Below are 18865 nucleotides of genomic sequence, written 5' to 3' on the forward strand. Positions count from 1 at the left end.
GTGAGTAAAGTTTCCAACTTTCCCTATCTTCTCCATCTTGCTTCTCATTGGGGATCTGGAACTGTCCACCAAGCCAAAGCATAAGCTTGAGACGGCTGATTAACCTGTTGTTGATACTGAACCCGAATTTTGTAGCGACCCTGAGCAGGGACTTGGCAGAAAATATGTTCCACAGCATCCGCTTCACTGATAGAAGCACAGACACTTTTGGTAATGTCCTCTTCTCCCACTGGCATTAAATAGAGGTCAAGATTATTCAAACCGCGATCGCGAAAACTCTCCCCAAAATCATAAGCATCATTATTATTCTCATCCTCTAACTCCACCAAACGGTCCCAAGCCAGAGTCAAGGAGATAAAACTTCCTTCTGCTAGGGGTTTTGTCAACACATAGTCCCGATAAGATGATTTCTCCACAGCACGGTAATCCCAACCCACTGGTGGCACTCCAATGCCACTGGGACTCCATTGGCCTAGTTTAAATTGCTGGTAAGCTCGAAACCCATTTAGATGTCCTGTCCCCATCTGCATATCCAGAGGAATTTTAGGGTCTTGGTAAGCATCAGACTCTAACCAGTGGTGATTATCCTTTGCGCGAATCGTCCGACTCATCCCTAGTAGCATCCCATCACCGAGATCTTGGATTTTGTCAGCAGAATTAAGCAACACTGCCTTCATCACTTCATGGCGTCGGGAATCTGTACTCCAATTCATCCACAAGCGATGCAGCCCGGTATTGGGGGTTTCCGCCCTGAGGGACTGCATCAAGAATAGTTTTTGTTGTCTTGAGCGCAGCTTGCGCAAAGCGGAATCACCAAATTCCTGTAGCAATGCTACAGCACCAGTGATATGGGGAGCAGCAAAACTGGTACCACTGACCTGAGTCACTTTACCTTTGAGGTCATACAACGATATCTTGTTGCCAGGAGCTACCAAATTAATCGAGCGGCGGGAACCAACATTAATTTCTTGCCGAATCAGACGACGACCAATGCCAACTGGTAAAGCACTCAAGTTAGCAAAGTCTACCTTATTAAAAACTCCCTGACGCTTGGCTGTGTATGCTGCATTGATACCATTAAAATTATCTGTTGGGATCGGAATGCCCCCTTTCCCTTGGTTGCCAGCAATCACATACAAGACATCATGCACCCTAGCTGACCAATCGATACATAGAGTTAACAGCGCATTGCCATCCAGCACCGCTTCCTCCCTCGGGTCCCGCTGTAGGGATTCACCAAAACTAAAATTAATTGCCCGCACATCTGAGCCATTTTGCTGAGCAATATGCTGAGCCGCCAGGCACTCTTCTGGTTGTCCACTCCTAGACAGGGAGCCAACTGCTGAAGCGTAGAGTTTTGCATCAGGTGCTACTCCCCGCAAAGCTTTGTCTCGACTAACCATCACAGCTGCTACCATAGCCGCATGTTCATCAACATGGGTATTAGGTTTTGCGGGGGTGTTGCGATAAAATACTCCCGCAGGAGTTACTGTCCGATTCTTGATAGCGGCCTTATCCTTACCAAATAACCCAGGTCTACCAATTTCCACTTGCCCAATGGCAATTTTGCGACCGGTTAAATTATAGGGAGGTTGGTGTAACCGATAGACATTAATACCAGCTTCTGAGATTGATGTATCTAATCCCAAGGCTGGCGCGATTACCGCTGAGATACTTATACCACCCAATAGCCATACCAGTGTTTTTTGGATCGGAGTTTTCATAATTGTTTACACAGAGCGCGTTGATTGATGTCCCACTACTTAGCAATTTCCCAGACACTTCGCTAGATCTAGCTATAGCGTTTCTCATATTTGTGAGGTAAACAGGATTTTCTCCCTGTTCCCTCTTTTCCCCTCCTGGGAGGGGTTAGGGGCTCACAGGGGTAGGTTTTTTACATTTGGGTCGGGAGTCGGGAATCGGGAGTCGGGAATCGGGAGTCGGGAATCGGGAAAAGCGGGAAATGGGGAGAATTCTCCCGGAAACTATTGTGTAGTTTGATACATATTTTGAGGAATTTCTACGTAATCAAAGTACCTACTCGCCCCTTTGTAAAAAACCTACCCTTATGAGGGGGTTAGGGGTGGGTTCCTGTTCCCTGTTCCCTACTCCCTACTCCCTACTCCCTACTCCCTACTCCCTACTCCCTACTCCCTACTCCCTACTCCCTACTCCCTACTGCCGCGCACCCCCAAGGGAGGGGTACCTCACCCAATTGAGAATCCCTATAAAGTATTAAGCTGTGTTTAGATCGATGCAGTTCACTCCCATGAAACTACAACGGACAACTCTGATTTTAGTCATTTCTGCCATCCTCCTGGGGGGAGGTGTATATATTTATGAAATTCAGGGTTCTCAAAAGCGAGAAGCTGCTAAAACCCCTAAAAAACCTATATTTAATTTCACTCAAGACGAGATTCAATCGTTTACTGTTAATAGTGATGACAAGACGTTAGTATTTGAGCGAGCCAGTGAGCCAGAATCGGGTTGGCGGATGAAAAAGCCCAAAGAGGCGACAGCTAGTGATGCGGTTGTTTCCTTTTTGTTGAACTTGCTGGCTCAGGGGAAAAGCGATCGCATTCTGACGGTTAGCCCTGACCAACTTCCAGAGTATGGATTGGACAAGCCCTCAGCAACTATAACAGTGAAACTGAAAAATCAGGACAGTCCGAGGCTGATCTTAGGCAACTTGGACTTTACTCGCAGTTTCCTATATGCTCAAGTCTTACCACTGGATTCCAAATCTGAGCAGTCGGAGGTGCTGTTAGTACCAGTGGACTTTCAGTATGCGGTCTCACGCCCCCTCTCAGAATGGCTGGTTAATCAGGACAAGGCTGAAGAAGACAAGCCATCTGCTGCTGAAAAAACTGACTAGTACCAAATCGTAAGCATTCAGCAATCAGCTATCAGCTATCAGCTATCAGTTATCATCTATCAGCCTTTGGCCTTGGCTCACGGCTGAATGGTTACACCAAATCGACTTTGATAACCTAATTTTTTAGTTCTTGCGGATCTTCCCTTTGTTGTCTTATCAGTTTCTAACTATAGGTGAGGGTAATGGTGAGGGTAATACCCCTCATCCACAGAAGTTAGGTTCTCCGTAGTTTTGATAACAGCTTTGACAGTCAACCGAGGGGTCGCTAGAGTGAAAGTTATCTATACACACATTTTGTGCTCTTCTATTGATAAAGTTAGTTCTAGCAAATGCTAGCCGCAACATCAAATTGATTATTCTCCTAAAAGGATCTTAAACACTATGGATATCCTTCTTAGCATACTCGCCCCAATTGTTTTAGTAGCTTTTGGATACAGCGTCGGTACGACAAAAGTTGTCCAAGAGGGAAATGAAGCTCTAGTAGAACGCTTTGGTAAGTATCGTAAAAAACTAGAGCCTGGTCTTAACTTCAATGTAGTTCCATTTATAGACAAGATTGCCGTAGAAGATAGTACCCGTGAGCAGATTTTAGACATTGAACCCCAGCAGGCAATCACCAAAGATAACGTGCAGGTAGAAGTCGATGCCATCGTGTATTGGCAAATTTTAGATATGTACAAAGCTTATTATGCTGTAGACAATGTTCATGAGGCAATTGAAAATTTAGTTATGACTACCCTGCGTTCTACCATTGGTCAGTTGGAACTAGACGAGACTTATGCCTCTCGAGACAGAATCAATCAGACCTTACTACAACAACTAGATGATGCCTCTGCTGATTGGGGCGTCAAGGTCATGCGGGTTGAGGTGCAAGAGATTAAACCACCCCAGACCATTATCGATGCCCTAGAGAAGGAGCGAGCTGCTAAGAGTGAGAAACAAGCCAAAATTTTACAGGCTGAAGGTACAGTGGAGTCGATCCAAATGATCTCCAAAGCTCTTGAAGAGGAAGCTAATACTCAGAAAGTCCTACAGTTCTTGATCGCTCAACGCTATGTAGAAGCCAATGAAAAATTAGGTGAAAGCAGCAATTCTAAAGTCGTCTTTATGGATCCAAAAGCACTGAGCGAAGCTATGACTGATTTGCTTCAAACTGAATCTGTGGGTCATAGTAATTAGGGCATTGAAACTCTCGGGAAAAGCCCATCAAAGCATATGCGCTATGCCCATTAGCTGATACGCGACACGCTGATAGCTGATAGCTGACGGCTGAATCATTACACACGCCAAATCGCATCAGCAACACGGCAGACATCGAGGAGCTCGCTAACATCGTGTACCCGCAGGATGTCTGCTGAACCGGCAATGGCACTGCAACAAGCCGCAGCAGTTCCCCAAATTCGACCATTGGGGTCTGGTTGATTGATGATGCGTCCAATAAAGCTTTTGCGAGATACTCCTACTAACATCGGTACACCAAGGGCATCAAACCTAGGGAGTTGCCGCAGAATCTCTACACTTTGCTCAGCGGTTTTGGCAAAACCAATGCCTGGGTCAATAATAATATGCGATCGCTTAATTCCTTCTGCGATTGCGGCATTGACCTGCTCCTCCAGGAAGCTATAGATTTCCCCAATTAAGTCTTTATAGTCAGTTAGTTTTTGCATGGAAACGGGGGTGCCTCGGATATGCATTAACACAATGGGTACCCCCAACTGGGCTACGACTGGCAACATGTCTGGGTCAAATGTGCCACCGGAAATATCATTGACCATATCCGCACCAGCTTCTACCGCAGCCTTAGCCACAGATGCTCTAGTGGTATCGACAGAAATCGGTATCTTCACCACTGAACGCATTGCCTCTACCACAGGCACGACTCGTTTGAGTTCCTCCCCTAGGGAAATTTGCTCGGCACCAGGTCGAGTCGATTGACCACCAATATCGATAATATCAGCACCAGCATCTACTAGAGCCTGAGCTTGCCTTAAGGCAGCTTCTGGGGTGTAATATACTCCGCCATCACTAAAACTATCGGGGGTAACGTTCAAGATACCCATGATATAGGTTCGTTTGCCCCACTCAAAAGAATAGTTCTGGATGGTTAATTTTTCTTTATCCATCACTATATAGATCATGGCTAATTGCGAATTGAAAATTGCCCATTGCAATTAACCAATTAACTAACTAACAATTAACAATTAACAATTAACAATTAGCCAATGACTAATTACAACTACTGATAATTGACAATCCTGGCAAAGCTCGCAGGTTCCAAGCTTCCTCCGCCCACCAGTACTCCATCAATTTCTGATTGAGCCATAATTTCATCAATATTCTTGGGTTTGACGGAGCCACCATATTGAATTGGGACATTAGCTTCCTTTAGCTTAGAGCGAATCAATCCAATGATTCGATTCGCTTCTGATGCATCACAAGTGTCTCCAGTACCAATTGCCCAGATCGGTTCGTAAGCAATCACTAAATTTTGCTGGTCAACGTTGACTAGGTCTTTTTCCAACTGCTTGGTAATAATTTCTTCTGTTTCACCAGCATCCCGTTGTGCTTTAGTTTCCCCAACACACAGAATCGGAATCAAACTGTGACGCTGAGCAGCGTGAAGGCGTTTATTAACGGTTTCGTCAGTTTCGCCGAAGTATTGACGCCGTTCACTATGACCAACAATGACATAGCGCACACGAATTTCCTTGAGCATTGCACCAGCAATTTCACCAGTGTAGGCTCCAGCATTTTCCCAGTGGATATTCTGAGCCCCGATCTGTACAGGAGTATTTTGTACATGCTCAGACATCACACCCAAGTCGGTGAAGGGAGCACACAGAACAACCTCCCGTTCTATGGGAGTTTGCTCCAGCTCAGGCAAAAATCCCTTTAAAAACTCAGCGGTTTCCGCTTGAGTTTTGTTCATTTTCCAATTACCAGCTATAACAATTTTGCGCACAGCTTAACTAAATCATCTCTAAACCATAATGCATTATTTAGTGTAAAGCTTTTACTTACGCCAATATCAGAAATGTTTAACTTTTGCTGTTCACTGAGCTGATCAGACGATACTCCTAGGGTAAGTTCAGGGAAGCATCATAAGAGTAAGGTCAATTTATTCCCCCAACTCCCCAGACGCTTCTTACATCTGTTCTCTACAGTCTTGAGAAGCTTCCCTGCTCCTGACGCTTCACCATCATCTAGCTAGCCTAGCTAGGTTATAACGCTGCTGCTTCCCGTGCTGCCGCAGCTTCGTCGGGATGAATGTTCAAACGGGTTAAATTAAGACGACCCTTGTTGTCAATTTCCCGTATTTTGACAACTACCTCATCTCCTACCGCTAACTCATCTTCCACTTTGCCAACTCGATAGTCAGCTAGTTGGGAAATGTGAATCATACCTTCTTTGCCAGGAAGTATTTCCACAAAGGCACCAATGGGAATAATCCGGGTGACACGACCAACATAGACATCCCCTTCATGCAGCTTGCGGGTTAAGCCTTGGATGATATTGATCGCTTTTGTGGCTCTGTCCCCATCCATAGCAGATACGGTAACTGTACCGTCATCTTCAATATCGATTTTTGCCCCAGTTTGCTCGGTAATTCCTTTAATTGTCTTACCCCCTGGACCAATCACGGTACCAATGAACTCTGGATCAATCCTCATGGTTAAGAGGCGAGGAGCAAAGGGTGACATGTCTGTGGAGGGTGTGTCAATCACCGCCAGCATCTTTTCTAGGATATGCAGTCTGGCAGGTTTGGCTTGCTCAATGGCCTGGGCTACCGTATCCATGGACAGACCAGTTATTTTCATGTCCATTTGCAAAGCCGTGATGCCAGTATCGGTACCAGCGACTTTGAAGTCCATGTCACCCAAAAAGTCTTCAATACCTTGAATATCGGTGAGAATGCGGACTTCCTCTCCTTCTTTGATCAAACCCATGGCTGCACCACTAACGGGTTTGGTAATGGGTACACCTGAATCCATCAAGGCCAGAGTTGAACCACAAACTGAGCCCATGGAGGTGGAACCATTGGAGGAGAGCACTTCCGATACCACTCGGATCACATAGGGAAACTCGTGTTGAGGGGGCAACACTGGCACTAATGCTCGTTCAGCTAAGGCTCCGTGACCAATTTCACGCCGTCCGGGCGATCGCAATGGCTTGACTTCCCCTACAGAAAAGGGTGGGAAATTGTAGTGGTGCAGATAGCGCTTCTCATCTTCTGGGTTAAGGTCATCTAGAGTTTGGGCATCTCCAGGTGTTCCCAAGGTAACTGTGGATAGGACTTGGGTTAGTCCTCGGTTGAACAAAGCGCTACCATGAACTCGCTGAGGTAATAGACTGATTTGACAAGAGACAGGACGCACTTGGTCTAGCTTGCGACCATCTACGCGCACTCCCTCTTCCACAATCTGAGTACGCATCAGTTTTTTGGTGAGGCTTTTGAACAGCTTATCGACTAATGCGCTATTTTCCGTAACCGCTACACGGATTGGGTCATCTTCTGTGAGTTGGGCAATTTCTGCTTTGACAGCACTGTCCTTAACCTCATCTAAGGCAACATCCCGACCGTTTTTGTCCAGGTCAAATTGGGAGAGGACAGCTTTAATTTTGTCAGTGGCGCGATCGCGGATAAATTCTTCTAGATTCGAGTCTACGGCTGGGGGTTCGCCAATCACTATGTCAATTCCCAACTCCTCAAGCAGGTCTTGCTGGGCTTTGATCAAGTCTTGTACCGCTTCGTAGCCGAAGTCGATGGCTTCGATTATATCTTGTTCCGGTAATTGATTGGCACCGGCTTCTACCATAATTACCCCTTGTGGGGAACCAGCTACGACTAAGTCCAAGTCGCCGTTTTCGATTTCTTTGTAGGTGGGATTAATCATAAAATCATCCCCGAGTAACCCTACCCGTACAGCTGCCATTGGTCCATAGAAGGGAATGCTGCCCTGCAACACAGCAATCGACGCACCAGTAACTGCCAAAACATCTGGCGGTACTTGTTCATCCATAGACAGGGTAGTTGCTACAATCTGTATATCATCTCGTAGCCAACTGGGAAATAACGGACGCAAGGGACGGTCAATGAGACGGCTAGTTAGGATAACTTTTTCTGGAGGACGGCCTTCCCGCCTGAGGAAACCACCTGGAATCCGACCTGCTGCGTAGAGTCTTTCTTCGTAGTCAACTACCAAGGGCAGAAAATCGACCCCTTCTCGACCAGGGGCACGAGTTGCTGTCACTAAAACTGCTGTATCCCCCGACTGTATCATTACTGAACCACCAGACTGAGGGGCAAGTAGACCTACTTTGAGTCTAATATCCCGTCCATCAAAGGATATTGACTTGTCTATCTCTACCATTTCGGTACTTTTTCCTTCTTTGTTTGATCACTGTTCTCGTTCTGTCGCAATCGTAGCATTTATCACTCGGGGGGGGTGTTAAGTAGGGAGTAGGGAGTAGGGAGTGGGGAGTAGGGAGTGGGGAGTAGGGAGTAGGGAGTCGGGAGTCGGGAGTCGGGAGTCGGGAGTCGGGAGTCGGGAGTCGGGAGTCGGGAGTCGGGAGTCGGGAGTCGGGAGTCGGGAGTCGGGAACAGGGAGCAATGAAAAAATTTATATGATGCACCTGATTAGACTAGGAAACGCTATACTTTTTGATGGTGTTTGGCTAATGGATCAACTCCTTTACGCCTACGGTTGCTTTCTTTTTGAAAGTGGCCAGTTTTATTGTGGATTTACCTCAAGGTTTTTTTGAGACTTTAAATATTACTGAAGACTATCACTAATAGCCATAGAGTTTAATTCATAAATAACCCTTTTTTTTAGTTATATCTCCAAATTATTTATCGTTTAATGTCCTAAAAAATAGTAACTAAAAATCGGATATATCCAGTTTTTTTTGATAAGCGAAGAAATCTTAATTGATCGGTGAATTATCTAGAGCTAATTTTGCCTAATAAGCTAAACTAATAATTTGGCTTACTTCATTATAATAACCTCAATTACCTATAGATAGCCTAAATGAATTGTGAGAATTTCTGTTCCCTACTCCCTACTCCCTACTCCCTACTCCCTACTCCCTACTCCCTACTCCCTGCTCCCTACTCCCTACTCCCTACTCCCTACTCCCTTTGTTATAAAATCTATTAATCAGATATGATAGCTGTTAATCCTAAGGGATAAATTCAGCAAATTTGATCGACAAAACCTGGACTAGATAACAGAAAAAGACACAAAAATTATTATGGCAACGTTACATGGCAGTTGGATATCTAGGGAAACTAATGGTCATCTATTTATTTGGGGAGAAACCTGGCGCACGAAGGCGCAGATATTAACTACTGCCAATGAGATGTCATGTCACCCGTTTGCCATGACTGAGGAAGAATTGACGTCTTTTTTAGAGTCTCATCGTCTGTCCATCGGTCAATTTTTAGAGGTGTCTGAGCAGGCTCGTTCAGGTAGTCGTAAGCGTGGCGCTAAACAGGATCACCATCCCTGGCAGTCTCAAATTGTTCTGTTACCTACTGAAGCATCATCCAAAGGTGAGCCAGGTTATCCAGTGCTGTCTAGCAAAGTGTTTTTAGATAGTGCAGACGATAGTGCAGAGGCTGCCCAGTGGGAATTGCAACCATGGCAAGTGCAAGGGGTAAGTCTGGAACCGATGGCAGCGGTAAGATTTCTCCAAGCTTTACCCCTGGGCTCCTTTGAAGTCTCAGACGGCTACCTGGGAGGGGAGTTGCGTTTTTGGTCTCAGGTGATGCGCTGGAGCTTGGATCTGCTGAGTCGGGGTAAGTTTTTACCAGGAGTGTACCGATTGCCTGATGGTAAGGTAAGGGCTTGCTGGCAACCTCTGCTTGATAGTACTACCGATCAAGTCCGTCTAGAAACCTATATCAAGCTCATGCCCTCGGCTTGCTGTGCTTATTCACAAGAGGTTAGTTCTCCACAGTTGACCCTTCAACCTGCAACCGATTTGGTTAAGGCTCAGGAATTGCTACTGGGATTCTTGAGTAGTGTGGTTAATACACAGGTGCGGAATTTTGTCAAGGGTGAGTCGGTGCCAGTAGTAGATTCTCCGATGGTGGAATGGTTGCGATCGCTTTCTTCTAATTTGTCTTCTAATTCAGATAATTCAGAAACCCTAGCCCTAGAGTCAACAACCCTAGGTCGATTAGCGGCAGCACTGTCTACTTGGAACACTCCGGTGCAACAGAATTTAGTGACACCGACGTCCAAGAGGTTGAGGCAAAATCTGTTTCGTACTTGTTTTATCCTGAAACCTCCTACCTCTGATCAAGAGAATTGGAGCTTGGCCTATGGCTTACAAGCGGTTGATGACCCAGACCTGGTGGTGGATGCTGAGACGATCTGGAATTACTCCGGAGAGCGATTGGAGATTAACCAGCGAAGCATTGAACAACCTCAGGAAACGTTCCTGAAAGGGTTAGGATTAGCGACTCGACTCTATCCTCCCATTGAACCTAGCCTACACCAACCCCGTCCTGAGTTTTGTGAGCTAACCATAGTAGATGTGTATGAGTTCATTAGGGCTAGTGCATGGCGGTTGCAAAACAATGGCTTGGGTATTGTGCTACCCCCAGGATTGAAACCAGGCACGGGAGCCAAACGCTTGGGGATTAGTCTTGTGGCGGAAGTGCCACCACAAAAGAAGAATCAACGGTTAGGACTCCAAAGCTTACTGAAGTTTAAGTGGCAACTGGCGATTGGAGATAAAACCATCTCGAAGCGGGAGTTTAATCGCTTGATGGCACTGAAATCACCGCTAGTGGAGGTGGATGGGGAATGGATGGCGTTACAACCGTCTGATGTCCGTGCAGCTCAAGAGATGTTTAAGGGTTCGACAGATAACATGACTCTGTCGGTAGAGGATGCTTTGCGGATCACTACTGGTGATAATAATACCTTGGCAAAACTACCGGTAGTAAAGTTTGAAGCATCGGGAGCGTTGCAAGAGTTAATTACTAACTTACAGGGGAATCAATCCCTGGAGCCGATTCCTCAACCTGCTAGTTTTCAGGGGCAATTGCGACCCTATCAAGCTAGAGGTATGGGCTGGCTGGCGTTTCTGGAACGTTGGGGTTTGGGTGCTTGTCTGGCGGATGATATGGGCCTTGGTAAGACGGCACAACTGATTGCGTTTCTGTTGCATCTTCAGGAAGAAGGTACCCTCAATGGACCCTGCTTAGTGGTATGTCCGACCTCTGTGCTAGGAAACTGGGAACGGGAAGTAAAGAAATTTGCGCCATCCCTGAAAACTATTGTCCATCACGGGGATAAACGCTCGAAAGGGAAAACCTTTGCTAAGGCAGTTAAGACTAAGCAGGTGATCATTACTAGTTATTCCTTAGTACATCGGGATGCCACTACCCTGGATGGGGTGGAATGGCAGGGGGTGGTGCTGGATGAAGCTCAGAATATTAAGAATCCTAGCGCTAAGCAATCCCAAGCGGTGAAGCAACTTTCCACTAGCTTTCGGATTGCCTTAACCGGTACTCCCGTGGAAAATCGGTTGTCGGAATTGTGGTCAATTATCGATTTTCTCAATCCTGGGTATTTAGGCGATCGCCAATTTTTCCAACGTCGATTTGCTGTACCCATTGAGAAGTTTGGCGACCGGGATTCCTTGCAGACCATGCGATCGCTAGTGCAACCCTTTATCCTCCGTCGCCTCAAAACCGATAAGTCTATTATTCAAGATTTGCCCGAAAAGCAGGAAATGAATGTTTTTTGTGGTCTTTCCGCAGCCCAAGCTACGGTTTATCAACAGTTGGTGGATGATTCTTTAGCACAAATTGAAGAGGCTGAGGGGATTAAGCGCAAGGGCATGATTTTGACCTTGTTGTTGAGACTCAAGCAACTGTGTAATCATCCTGCTCTGTTGGAGAGTAAAGGGAAAAAGACGAAAGGGAAAACGGGAGATAATTCGTTGATGTCTAGCCAGCAGTCGGGTAAGTTACGACGGTTGGAAGAAATGTTAGAAGAGGCGATTTCTGAGGGAGACCGTGGCTTAATTTTTACCCAATTTTCGGAATGGGGGAAATTGCTGAAACCCTATTTAGAGGAAAAATTTGGCAAGGAAGTGTTATTCCTCTATGGCGCAACTCGTAAGAAACAACGGGAGGAAATGATTGATCGCTTCCAGAATGACCCCGATGGTCCATCCATATTTATTCTGTCTCTGAAAGCGGGTGGCACTGGATTGAATTTAACGAGAGCTAATCATGTGTTTCATGTGGACCGCTGGTGGAATCCAGCCGTGGAAAATCAAGCCACTGACCGCGTCTTTCGGATTGGTCAAAAACGCAATGTTCAAGTCCATAAGTTTATCTGTACTGGCACTGTAGAAGAAAAGATTAATGACATTATTGAAAGTAAGAAACAGTTAGCGGAACAAACTGTTGATGCTGGAGAAGATTGGTTGACGGAAATGAATACGGAACAATTGCGGGATTTGGTTTTGCTTGACCGGAGTGCGGTTATTGATGATTAGGAAGTAGGGAGTAGGGAGTAGGGAGTAGGGAGTAGGGAATAGGGAACAGGGAACAGGGAACAGGGAACAGTGATAATATTTGACTATTTTAGTGCTTAAATTGATTGTTATCACTGCCGTTACAAAGTTTTTTTGTACTGGTCAAAGTATCAGTATAAGTCTTCAAAAGTCCCCCTTATTAAGGGGGATTTAGGGGGATCTGAATCCTTATTAAGGGGGATTTAGGGGGATCTGAATCCTTATTAAGGGGAACCAACAGGGAATCAGAATCAGGAATGAAGAAAACTGACATACTCCCTTTCTACTCCCTACTCCCTGTTCCCTGTTCCCTGTTCCCTGTTCCCTTGGCGCAGCCCTATAATTTGCTTACCCTTCATGGTCATTTGCCGCAATAGAAGCAAGGGGCTTGATCGTTTTCAAAATCTGATCACCCAGGGTTGCTTCGGCTAGTTCAAGCTCATAATGTTGTTGGAGGTTCAACCAAAAGTGGGGAGTAGTACCGAAGTATCTGGCTAGCCTCAGGGCTGTATCGGTAGTAATGGTTTTTTTGCCGTTTACGATGGCATTGATCTGTGTTATGGGTACATGGATATCCTTAGCCAGTTGATTCTGGCTGATGCCGAATGGTTTGATAAATTCTTCTAGAAGAATGTCACCGGGAGTAATAGGGGGAAATTTGGTAGTCATTAGTGTTTAGTTGCCTAGAGTGGGTAAATTACTATTATCTATAATTCTTAAAATAATCGTTTTGATAACAATATTGATATTATATATCTAAGTTTTAATTTATTTTTTAATTGTTTTACCCTGAAGTAATCTTAATTGAATTCGTAAAAAGTATAAACGGTAAGAGCTTCTTGTACATAAAAAAATACAAGTTTACTATTCTGTAATTTCTGACCTTTGATTCGGTGATAGTAAGCAATTAATACCAAATCCTGTTCCCATACCCCCCTTATCCCCATAGTCATAGATTACTGGCATACAAAGATTTGGTCTATTTTTATAAAGGGGTTTTGACAAACGGATTTGGTATAAAAGCCTTAAAGGTATAAACGGTAAGAGCTTCTTGGTAACAAGTGATAACTTTTTCTATATTCTGTGCTTTCTGACCTTTGATTCGGTTACGGTAAGCAATACTGAGATTATTTTGTGTATCTGTCCAATATTCGGGAAATGCGTTAAAGGTATAAACGGTAAGAGCTTCTTGGTAATAAGCGATCGCTTTTTCTATATTCTGTGATTTCTGACCTTTGATTCGGTTACGGTAAGCAATACTGAGATTATTTTGTGTATCTGCCCAATATTCGGGAAATGCGTTAAAGGTATAAACGGTAAGAGCTTCTTGGTAACAAGCGATCGCTTTTTCTATATTCTGTGCTTTCTCACCTTTGATTCGGTAATAGTAAGCATTACCGAGATTATTTTGTGTCATTGCCCATTTTTCGGGAAATGCGTTAAAGGTATAAACGGTAAGAGCCTGTTGGTAACAAGCGATCGCTTCTTCTATATTCTGTGCTTTCTCACCTTTGATTCGGTAATAGTAAGCATTACCGAGAGTAGTTTGCATCATTGCCCAATCTTCGGTAAAAGCCTCAAAGGTATAAACGGTAAGAGCTTCTTGATAACAAGTGATAGCTTCTTCTATATTCTGTGCTTTCTCACCTTTGATTCGCAAAAGGTAAGCAATAGCGATATTATTTTGGGTTCTTGCCCAATCTTCGGGAAATGCCTCAAAGGTTATGACGGTAAGAGCCTGTTGGTAACAAGTGATCGCTTCTTCTATATTCTGTGCTTTGGGACCTTTGATTCGGTCAGAGTAAGCAATACCCAGATTATATTCTGTCCTTGCCCAATCTTCAGGAAATGCCTCAAAGGTATAAACGGTAAGAGCCTGTTGGTAACAAGCGATCGCTTCTTCTATATTCTGTGATTTCTCACCTTTGATTCTGTAATAGTAAGCAAAACCGAGATTATTTTGTGTGATTGCCCAATCTTCGGGAAAAGCGTCAAACTTTCTGACCGTAAGAGCCTGTTGATAACAAGCGATCGCTTTTTCTAAATTTTCAGCTTTGTCCCCAACAATACGATTACTATAAACAGCACCAATATAATATATAGTTTGCGCCCATTCTTGGGATAGAGTTTCCCGGGGACGTAATTGTAAAACAGTTTCTAATCCAGTAATAGCTATTTCTAAATTATTGGCACTTTTTCCTAAATTATATTGAACAATATCAATACAAAGGCTTTCTACGATTCCGGCAATTGCTTCTTTTTCTTCAGGATTTAGTTCCGCACAAGTCTTAAGGAGCCACTGTTCTAAAATTTTTGCAAAAGAGTTATTTAATTTATCATAATTAGATTCAACAACATCATGAATAGCTTGTAAATCACCATCATTTTCATACTCTAGTAAGAGTAGCTTTTTCAACAAATCATAATACTCGTCAGTACTATGAACTATATCTTGAGATACCTCCTGTGGTTTTTGCTGCTCAATATTAGCTTGAAAGGGAGTATAATATTGAAGCAAATCAATATCTTTATCTACAGGAAACTCGATTACTCCAGAACGCCAATCAAAAAAATCAGGAGCACGACGGACTAAATACTTTAAGGTATATTTTCTGACGGTAAACACTAAGCAGCAATTAAAATCATCTCTAAATCTTTCCCGTTGCCAATTTAGATGACCTAATAAGCTGGCTAAAGCCTCTCTTTGATACGCTTTTTTAGGGTTTTCAAGGGTACGTTTAATATAATCGTCTAAGGCTAAAGACTTTTCAAGGCCACTAACAAATAAAATATCAATGGGATTGTCGTTAACCTTTTCCTCAATCAAATCATATAAATTATAAATAGAATGGTCTAGCTTTAAAACCTCAACTGTTTTATCAATAATATCTTGTTTAATTTCTTCAATAATTCTTTTTTCTTGTACAGGAGTACACCGCACAAATAAAATTCCAAAGCCTTCACGCCAAGATAAATCGCGTTTTAACCTCAGATAGGATTCTTGTTCATCTGATTTAAATTTTTGTGACTTTGATCTCGACATTGTACTCATTTATTAGCTATCAGCTATCAGCTATCAGTTGTCAGCTATCAGCTATCAGCTATCAGCTATCAGCTATCAGCTATCAGCTATCAGCTATCAGTTATCAGTTTATGTGCTACGCACACGCTACGCGAACAGTTATCAGTTTATGTGCTACGCACACGCTACGCGAACAGCTATCGGTTGGCTATGGCAACGCTAATTTATGTGCTTATTATGAATAAAACAAGTAAGCATTCGTTTAATCGGAGTTATGGAAAGCTGACTGCTGACCGCTGACTGCTGAATGCTCACTATTAGTTAAATCACGAAGAGCAGATTTAAATTCAGATGTCCCTTCAATTAAAGGGTGAACATCATACCAACGCACAGGATTACCGTCTGCATCAAACTCTCGATATTCCAACACACAACGACGGAATAGCAAACTACGATAGTCTTCATCATTAGGGATAGACTTAGAAACAGAAACTTCAGCTAATTTTTGCCATTCTTCAGAACTAACCGCATTACGATAGGTGCTATCTCTGGCATCACTAACCGCCCGTCTCACTATTTTTGTAGTAATCGGAAAATCATCAATATAACGCATTACTGACTGCATTAATAGCATCAACTCTCGCACATGACCACCAGTCATAGCACAAAGCTCAATGCGAGTATCTTGACTATCAAAGATTTGTGTATCAATATCAATCGTAGAGTCAACTAAGTGAATCCTTTTTTCAATAACTTCTTTTAATTTATCTAATCCTTGTGAATAGGATTCATTCTGACGGTTTTTTACCATAATCATTGGTAACACTTGAGGAGTATCATAAATATTTCTTAATTCAGTAGCTTGACTGGAATAGGCTAAGGAAATTGGTACTGTATAAACTACGTGACAATTCAACGCTGTTAACTGACTGCTATAATCAAGAAATATTTCCTCGTGACTTGTTCTGTCATTGCCTTTTTCCAGGGGGATGATTCTATCTAAGTTATCCGCGATCACAACTATGTTGGATTTTTCCTCAGGTAATCTATGTTGAGCATCTTTAATAAATTCATTTAACGCTGTAATCAACGATACACTATAATTATCAACCTGTTTTCTAATGGTTTCACGGCTACTAGGATTTCGTCTTAAGGTTGTGGTCAATTTACTAAAAATCTGAATTTGAGCTTCAACCGTTAATTTGTCAAATTCCACCTCGGATAACGCCAAATCCTTTAATTCAGTCCACCGAGACTCTAACCAATTTAATAACGGATTTGGAGCAGCATACTCTTTAAGTTTATCTAAAATATTACGAGTACAAGCTAACAGGATATCTGTATATTGAGCATCGATTTCATCAATATCTCCTTCCGTTGCTGGAAAATAAACCACAAAGCAGCCATTCTTCTGCAAATAATCTTCCAGACGCAATAACTCCGTTGATTTCCCCACACCCCGATGTCCAGTATAAAGTTGACAAGTCGCTTGGTCTGAAAAGAGGATAGTTTTACCAATTTCCCGAAAAATATTGTCATCTCCCCTGACTTCACTACAGTTTACATAAGCTGGATCGTTGGCTGGTAAGGGATAAAATGGTTGAAATTTATTGTAGATTTTTTTGATTAAGCTCATGGGGGGTGATGTGTATAAAGGGCTGATAATTTTTTTAGGGAGCAGGGAGCAGGGAGCAGGGAGTAGGGAGTAGGGAGTAGGGAGCAGGGAGTAGGGAGTAGGGAGTAGGGAGTAGGGAGTAGGGAGTAGGGAGTAGGGAAGATGGAAACAATTAAATGGCAATTGCCCTATGGCTGCCTGGTAATGATCCTATTATAAAATAATATATTGCGGTTTTTAATTAGGTGAGGTATACAATTTAGGGATTTTAGGAAACAGGGAATAGCGATGCAGAGGTGCGACCCGTGGCGAATTTAATTCGCCAACGGAAAGCGCACCTAAGCGGTCTTGGGGGTTTCCCCCATGAGCGACTGCATCAAGACGGGAACAGGGAACAGTTCGTAGGGTGGGCAAAATGATATTATCTAGAATTTTTAAAAGAACCAAAGAGTTTTTGCCCACCCTACTTACAAATAATCAACGGCTTTTTGCCCACCCTAAAAGAAGTTGCGTAGGGTGGGCAAAATGATAGTATCTAGAATTGTTCAAAGAACCAAAGGCTTTTTGCCCACCCTACTTACAAATAATCAACGGCTTTTTGCCCACCCTAAAAGAAGTTGCGTAGGGTGGGCAAAATGATAGTATCTAGAATTGTTCAAAGAACCAAAGGGTTTTTGCCCACCCTACTTACAAAGAATCAACGGCTTTTTGCCCACCCTACAAGCTTTGCTGACTGGCTAGTTTATTAGTTGCGTAGGGTGGGCAAAATGATAGTATCTAGAATTGTTCAAAGAACCAAAGGGTTTTTGCCCACCCTACAAGCTTTGCTGACTGGCTAGTTTATTAGCAACAAGTACTAGTTAATGAGAAACTAGTACTCGTTAGGAAGAAACGGGTACCCATTTGTTACACAGCAGTACTCGTTTACAAGAAAATAGTATTGGTGTGTGAGAAAATAGTACTCGTTAGGAATAAATGGGTACTGGTGTGTTAAAAGTGATTACCTGGTCTGGTCTATTGTTAAGCCTATTGCCTATTGCCTATTGCCTATTGCCTATTGCCTATTGCCTATTGCTTACTCCCTGCTCCCTAAAAGCCCAGACGTTGTACCTAACAGCAATTGCAAACCGCTGTATTGATAATTGTGATATTTTTGCCATCATGGAAGTAACTCCTATTTAGGTGGGAGGAAAACCGCGCTGGCGTCGGTTAATGGTTTGAACCAGCGCGGTTATTAGTCTCAGTCTCAATATCTATAGTATAGATAAATCCTGTAAAAAATGCAAGTATTAATTTAGTTTTTTACATTTATTTACAAAGACAATTTGTAGGTATTGATGGATTTAAGTATGGATAAATATTGATAGCAATGTAAGTCTATTTTAGGGCATTTGTTTATTTAAAAGCTAACGATAACGTTATAGTATTGCTTTTTTTATTAACTTTAAAATACTCAAAAAAAAACCTTTAAAAACCCTTGACAAATATTTGTATAATCATTACAATAATACTTGTCAACAAATTGAATCTTTGACCTATGTCAGAATTTACTCCAAACTCCAACAAACAACCCGTTAAGCACATCTTGAAGGGTTCTCGTAAAGCAGTACTCAACACGATGTACGCCCTTTATGGTCTGCGCTATGCGGAAATTTCCGAGTGGAGTCCTCTGCAGCCCACTGAGGTTCCAGGGGAATTCATTACTATCATGACCAAGTACTTGTTGTTGCCATAACACCTTAAATTTCTGGGGGGGTTTCCCCCCCTTGGCCAATCCCATCGGATCACATCCGGATTGGTTTGGAAACTTCTG

At 43.2% G+C, this 18865-nt stretch carries 18 protein-coding genes; 8 read left to right on the forward strand and 10 right to left on the reverse strand.

Translation table 11 applies throughout. The features are described from left to right. Positions 1-44: 44 nt before the first annotated feature. Positions 45-1724 carry a S8 family serine peptidase gene (locus F6K57_RS11915; protein ID WP_293067738.1) on the reverse strand — a complete coding sequence of 560 codons (1680 nt, stop codon included), beginning with the start codon at positions 1722-1724 and terminating at the stop codon, positions 45-47. A 344-nt stretch (positions 1725-2068) separates the two neighbouring features. Here F6K57_RS11915 and F6K57_RS11920 point away from each other — a divergent pair, with 344 nt between their 5' ends. From F6K57_RS11920 to F6K57_RS11930, 3 genes are all read left to right on the forward strand, one after another. Continuing rightward, positions 2069-2239, forward strand: coding sequence for a hypothetical protein (locus tag F6K57_RS11920; protein WP_293067741.1), 171 nt, complete (start codon positions 2069-2071; stop codon positions 2237-2239). Positions 2240-2242: 3 nt separating this feature from the next. Then, the gene (locus F6K57_RS11925) at positions 2243-2875 is read left to right on the forward strand and encodes a DUF4340 domain-containing protein (protein WP_293039727.1); all 633 of its coding nucleotides are present in this window, start codon (positions 2243-2245) and stop codon (positions 2873-2875) included. A 381-nt stretch (positions 2876-3256) separates the two neighbouring features. Continuing rightward, positions 3257-4054 carry a stomatin-like protein gene (locus tag F6K57_RS11930; RefSeq protein WP_293039721.1) on the forward strand — a complete coding sequence of 266 codons (798 nt, stop codon included), beginning with the start codon at positions 3257-3259 and terminating at the stop codon, positions 4052-4054. A 98-nt stretch (positions 4055-4152) separates the two neighbouring features. On the opposite strand, the gene folP is transcribed toward F6K57_RS11930, so the two are convergent. From folP to F6K57_RS11950, 4 genes are all read right to left on the reverse strand, one after another. Continuing rightward, positions 4153-5013: a dihydropteroate synthase gene (gene folP / locus F6K57_RS11935; protein WP_293067744.1), complete on the reverse strand. Its 861-nt coding sequence runs from the start codon at positions 5011-5013 to the stop codon at positions 4153-4155. A gap of 98 nt (positions 5014-5111) precedes the next feature. Next, positions 5112-5837, reverse strand: coding sequence for a triose-phosphate isomerase (gene tpiA / locus F6K57_RS11940; protein WP_293067747.1), 726 nt, complete (start codon positions 5835-5837; stop codon positions 5112-5114). Positions 5838-6096: 259 nt separating this feature from the next. After that, positions 6097-8247, reverse strand: a complete 2151-nt coding sequence (locus F6K57_RS11945) for a polyribonucleotide nucleotidyltransferase (protein ID WP_293067750.1) — start codon at positions 8245-8247, stop codon at positions 6097-6099. After that, a complete protein-coding gene (locus F6K57_RS11950) occupies positions 8216-8509 on the reverse strand; it encodes a hypothetical protein (RefSeq protein ID WP_293067753.1) in 294 nt (97 codons plus the stop codon). Before F6K57_RS11950 ends, F6K57_RS11945 begins: the two co-directional genes overlap by 32 nt. Positions 8510-8911: 402 nt before the next feature. On the opposite strand from F6K57_RS11950, the gene F6K57_RS11955 reads away from it, so the two are divergent. Together F6K57_RS11955 and F6K57_RS11960 are read left to right on the forward strand one after the other, a co-directional pair. Next, on the forward strand, positions 8912-9043 hold the full coding sequence (locus tag F6K57_RS11955; RefSeq protein WP_293067756.1) for a hypothetical protein: 132 nt from the start codon (positions 8912-8914) through the stop codon (positions 9041-9043). Between the two features lie 84 nt (positions 9044-9127). Further along, positions 9128-12397, forward strand: coding sequence for a DEAD/DEAH box helicase (locus F6K57_RS11960; RefSeq protein ID WP_293067759.1), 3270 nt, complete (start codon positions 9128-9130; stop codon positions 12395-12397). Here F6K57_RS11960 and F6K57_RS11965 read toward each other — a convergent pair. From F6K57_RS11965 to F6K57_RS11975, 3 genes are all read right to left on the reverse strand, one after another. Further along, on the reverse strand, positions 12290-12511 hold the full coding sequence (locus F6K57_RS11965; protein ID WP_293067762.1) for a hypothetical protein: 222 nt from the start codon (positions 12509-12511) through the stop codon (positions 12290-12292). The genes F6K57_RS11960 and F6K57_RS11965 overlap by 108 nt on opposite strands. 252 nt (positions 12512-12763) lie before the next feature. Next, the gene (locus tag F6K57_RS11970; protein WP_293067765.1) at positions 12764-13084 is read right to left on the reverse strand and encodes a HigA family addiction module antitoxin; all 321 of its coding nucleotides are present in this window, start codon (positions 13082-13084) and stop codon (positions 12764-12766) included. 316 nt (positions 13085-13400) lie between these two features. After that, a complete protein-coding gene (locus F6K57_RS11975) occupies positions 13401-15458 on the reverse strand; it encodes a tetratricopeptide repeat protein (RefSeq protein WP_293067768.1) in 2058 nt (685 codons plus the stop codon). A gap of 37 nt (positions 15459-15495) precedes the next feature. On the opposite strand from F6K57_RS11975, the gene F6K57_RS11980 reads away from it, so the two are divergent. Continuing rightward, a complete protein-coding gene (locus F6K57_RS11980) occupies positions 15496-15660 on the forward strand; it encodes a hypothetical protein (RefSeq protein ID WP_293067770.1) in 165 nt (54 codons plus the stop codon). A gap of 39 nt (positions 15661-15699) precedes the next feature. Here the strand turns inward: F6K57_RS11980 and F6K57_RS11985 are convergent, their stop codons facing one another. Together F6K57_RS11985 and F6K57_RS11990 are read right to left on the reverse strand one after the other, a co-directional pair. Beyond that, positions 15700-17235 (reverse strand): P-loop NTPase fold protein, encoded by a 1536-nt coding sequence (locus F6K57_RS11985; RefSeq protein WP_293067773.1) that lies wholly within the window; start codon positions 17233-17235, stop codon positions 15700-15702. 54 nt (positions 17236-17289) lie between these two features. Further along, the gene (locus F6K57_RS11990; RefSeq protein ID WP_293021146.1) at positions 17290-17499 is read right to left on the reverse strand and encodes a hypothetical protein; all 210 of its coding nucleotides are present in this window, start codon (positions 17497-17499) and stop codon (positions 17290-17292) included. 528 nt (positions 17500-18027) lie between these two features. On the opposite strand from F6K57_RS11990, the gene F6K57_RS11995 reads away from it, so the two are divergent. Both F6K57_RS11995 and F6K57_RS12000 read left to right on the forward strand, forming a co-directional pair. Further along, a complete protein-coding gene (locus F6K57_RS11995) occupies positions 18028-18234 on the forward strand; it encodes a hypothetical protein (RefSeq protein ID WP_293047973.1) in 207 nt (68 codons plus the stop codon). 355 nt (positions 18235-18589) lie between these two features. Next, positions 18590-18787, forward strand: a complete 198-nt coding sequence (locus tag F6K57_RS12000) for a hypothetical protein (RefSeq protein ID WP_070394349.1) — start codon at positions 18590-18592, stop codon at positions 18785-18787. The last annotated feature ends 78 nt before the right edge of the window (positions 18788-18865 follow it).

The organism is Moorena sp. SIO4A5 (assembly GCF_010672005.1).
Classification (GTDB): Bacteria; Cyanobacteriota; Cyanobacteriia; order Cyanobacteriales; family Coleofasciculaceae; genus Moorena.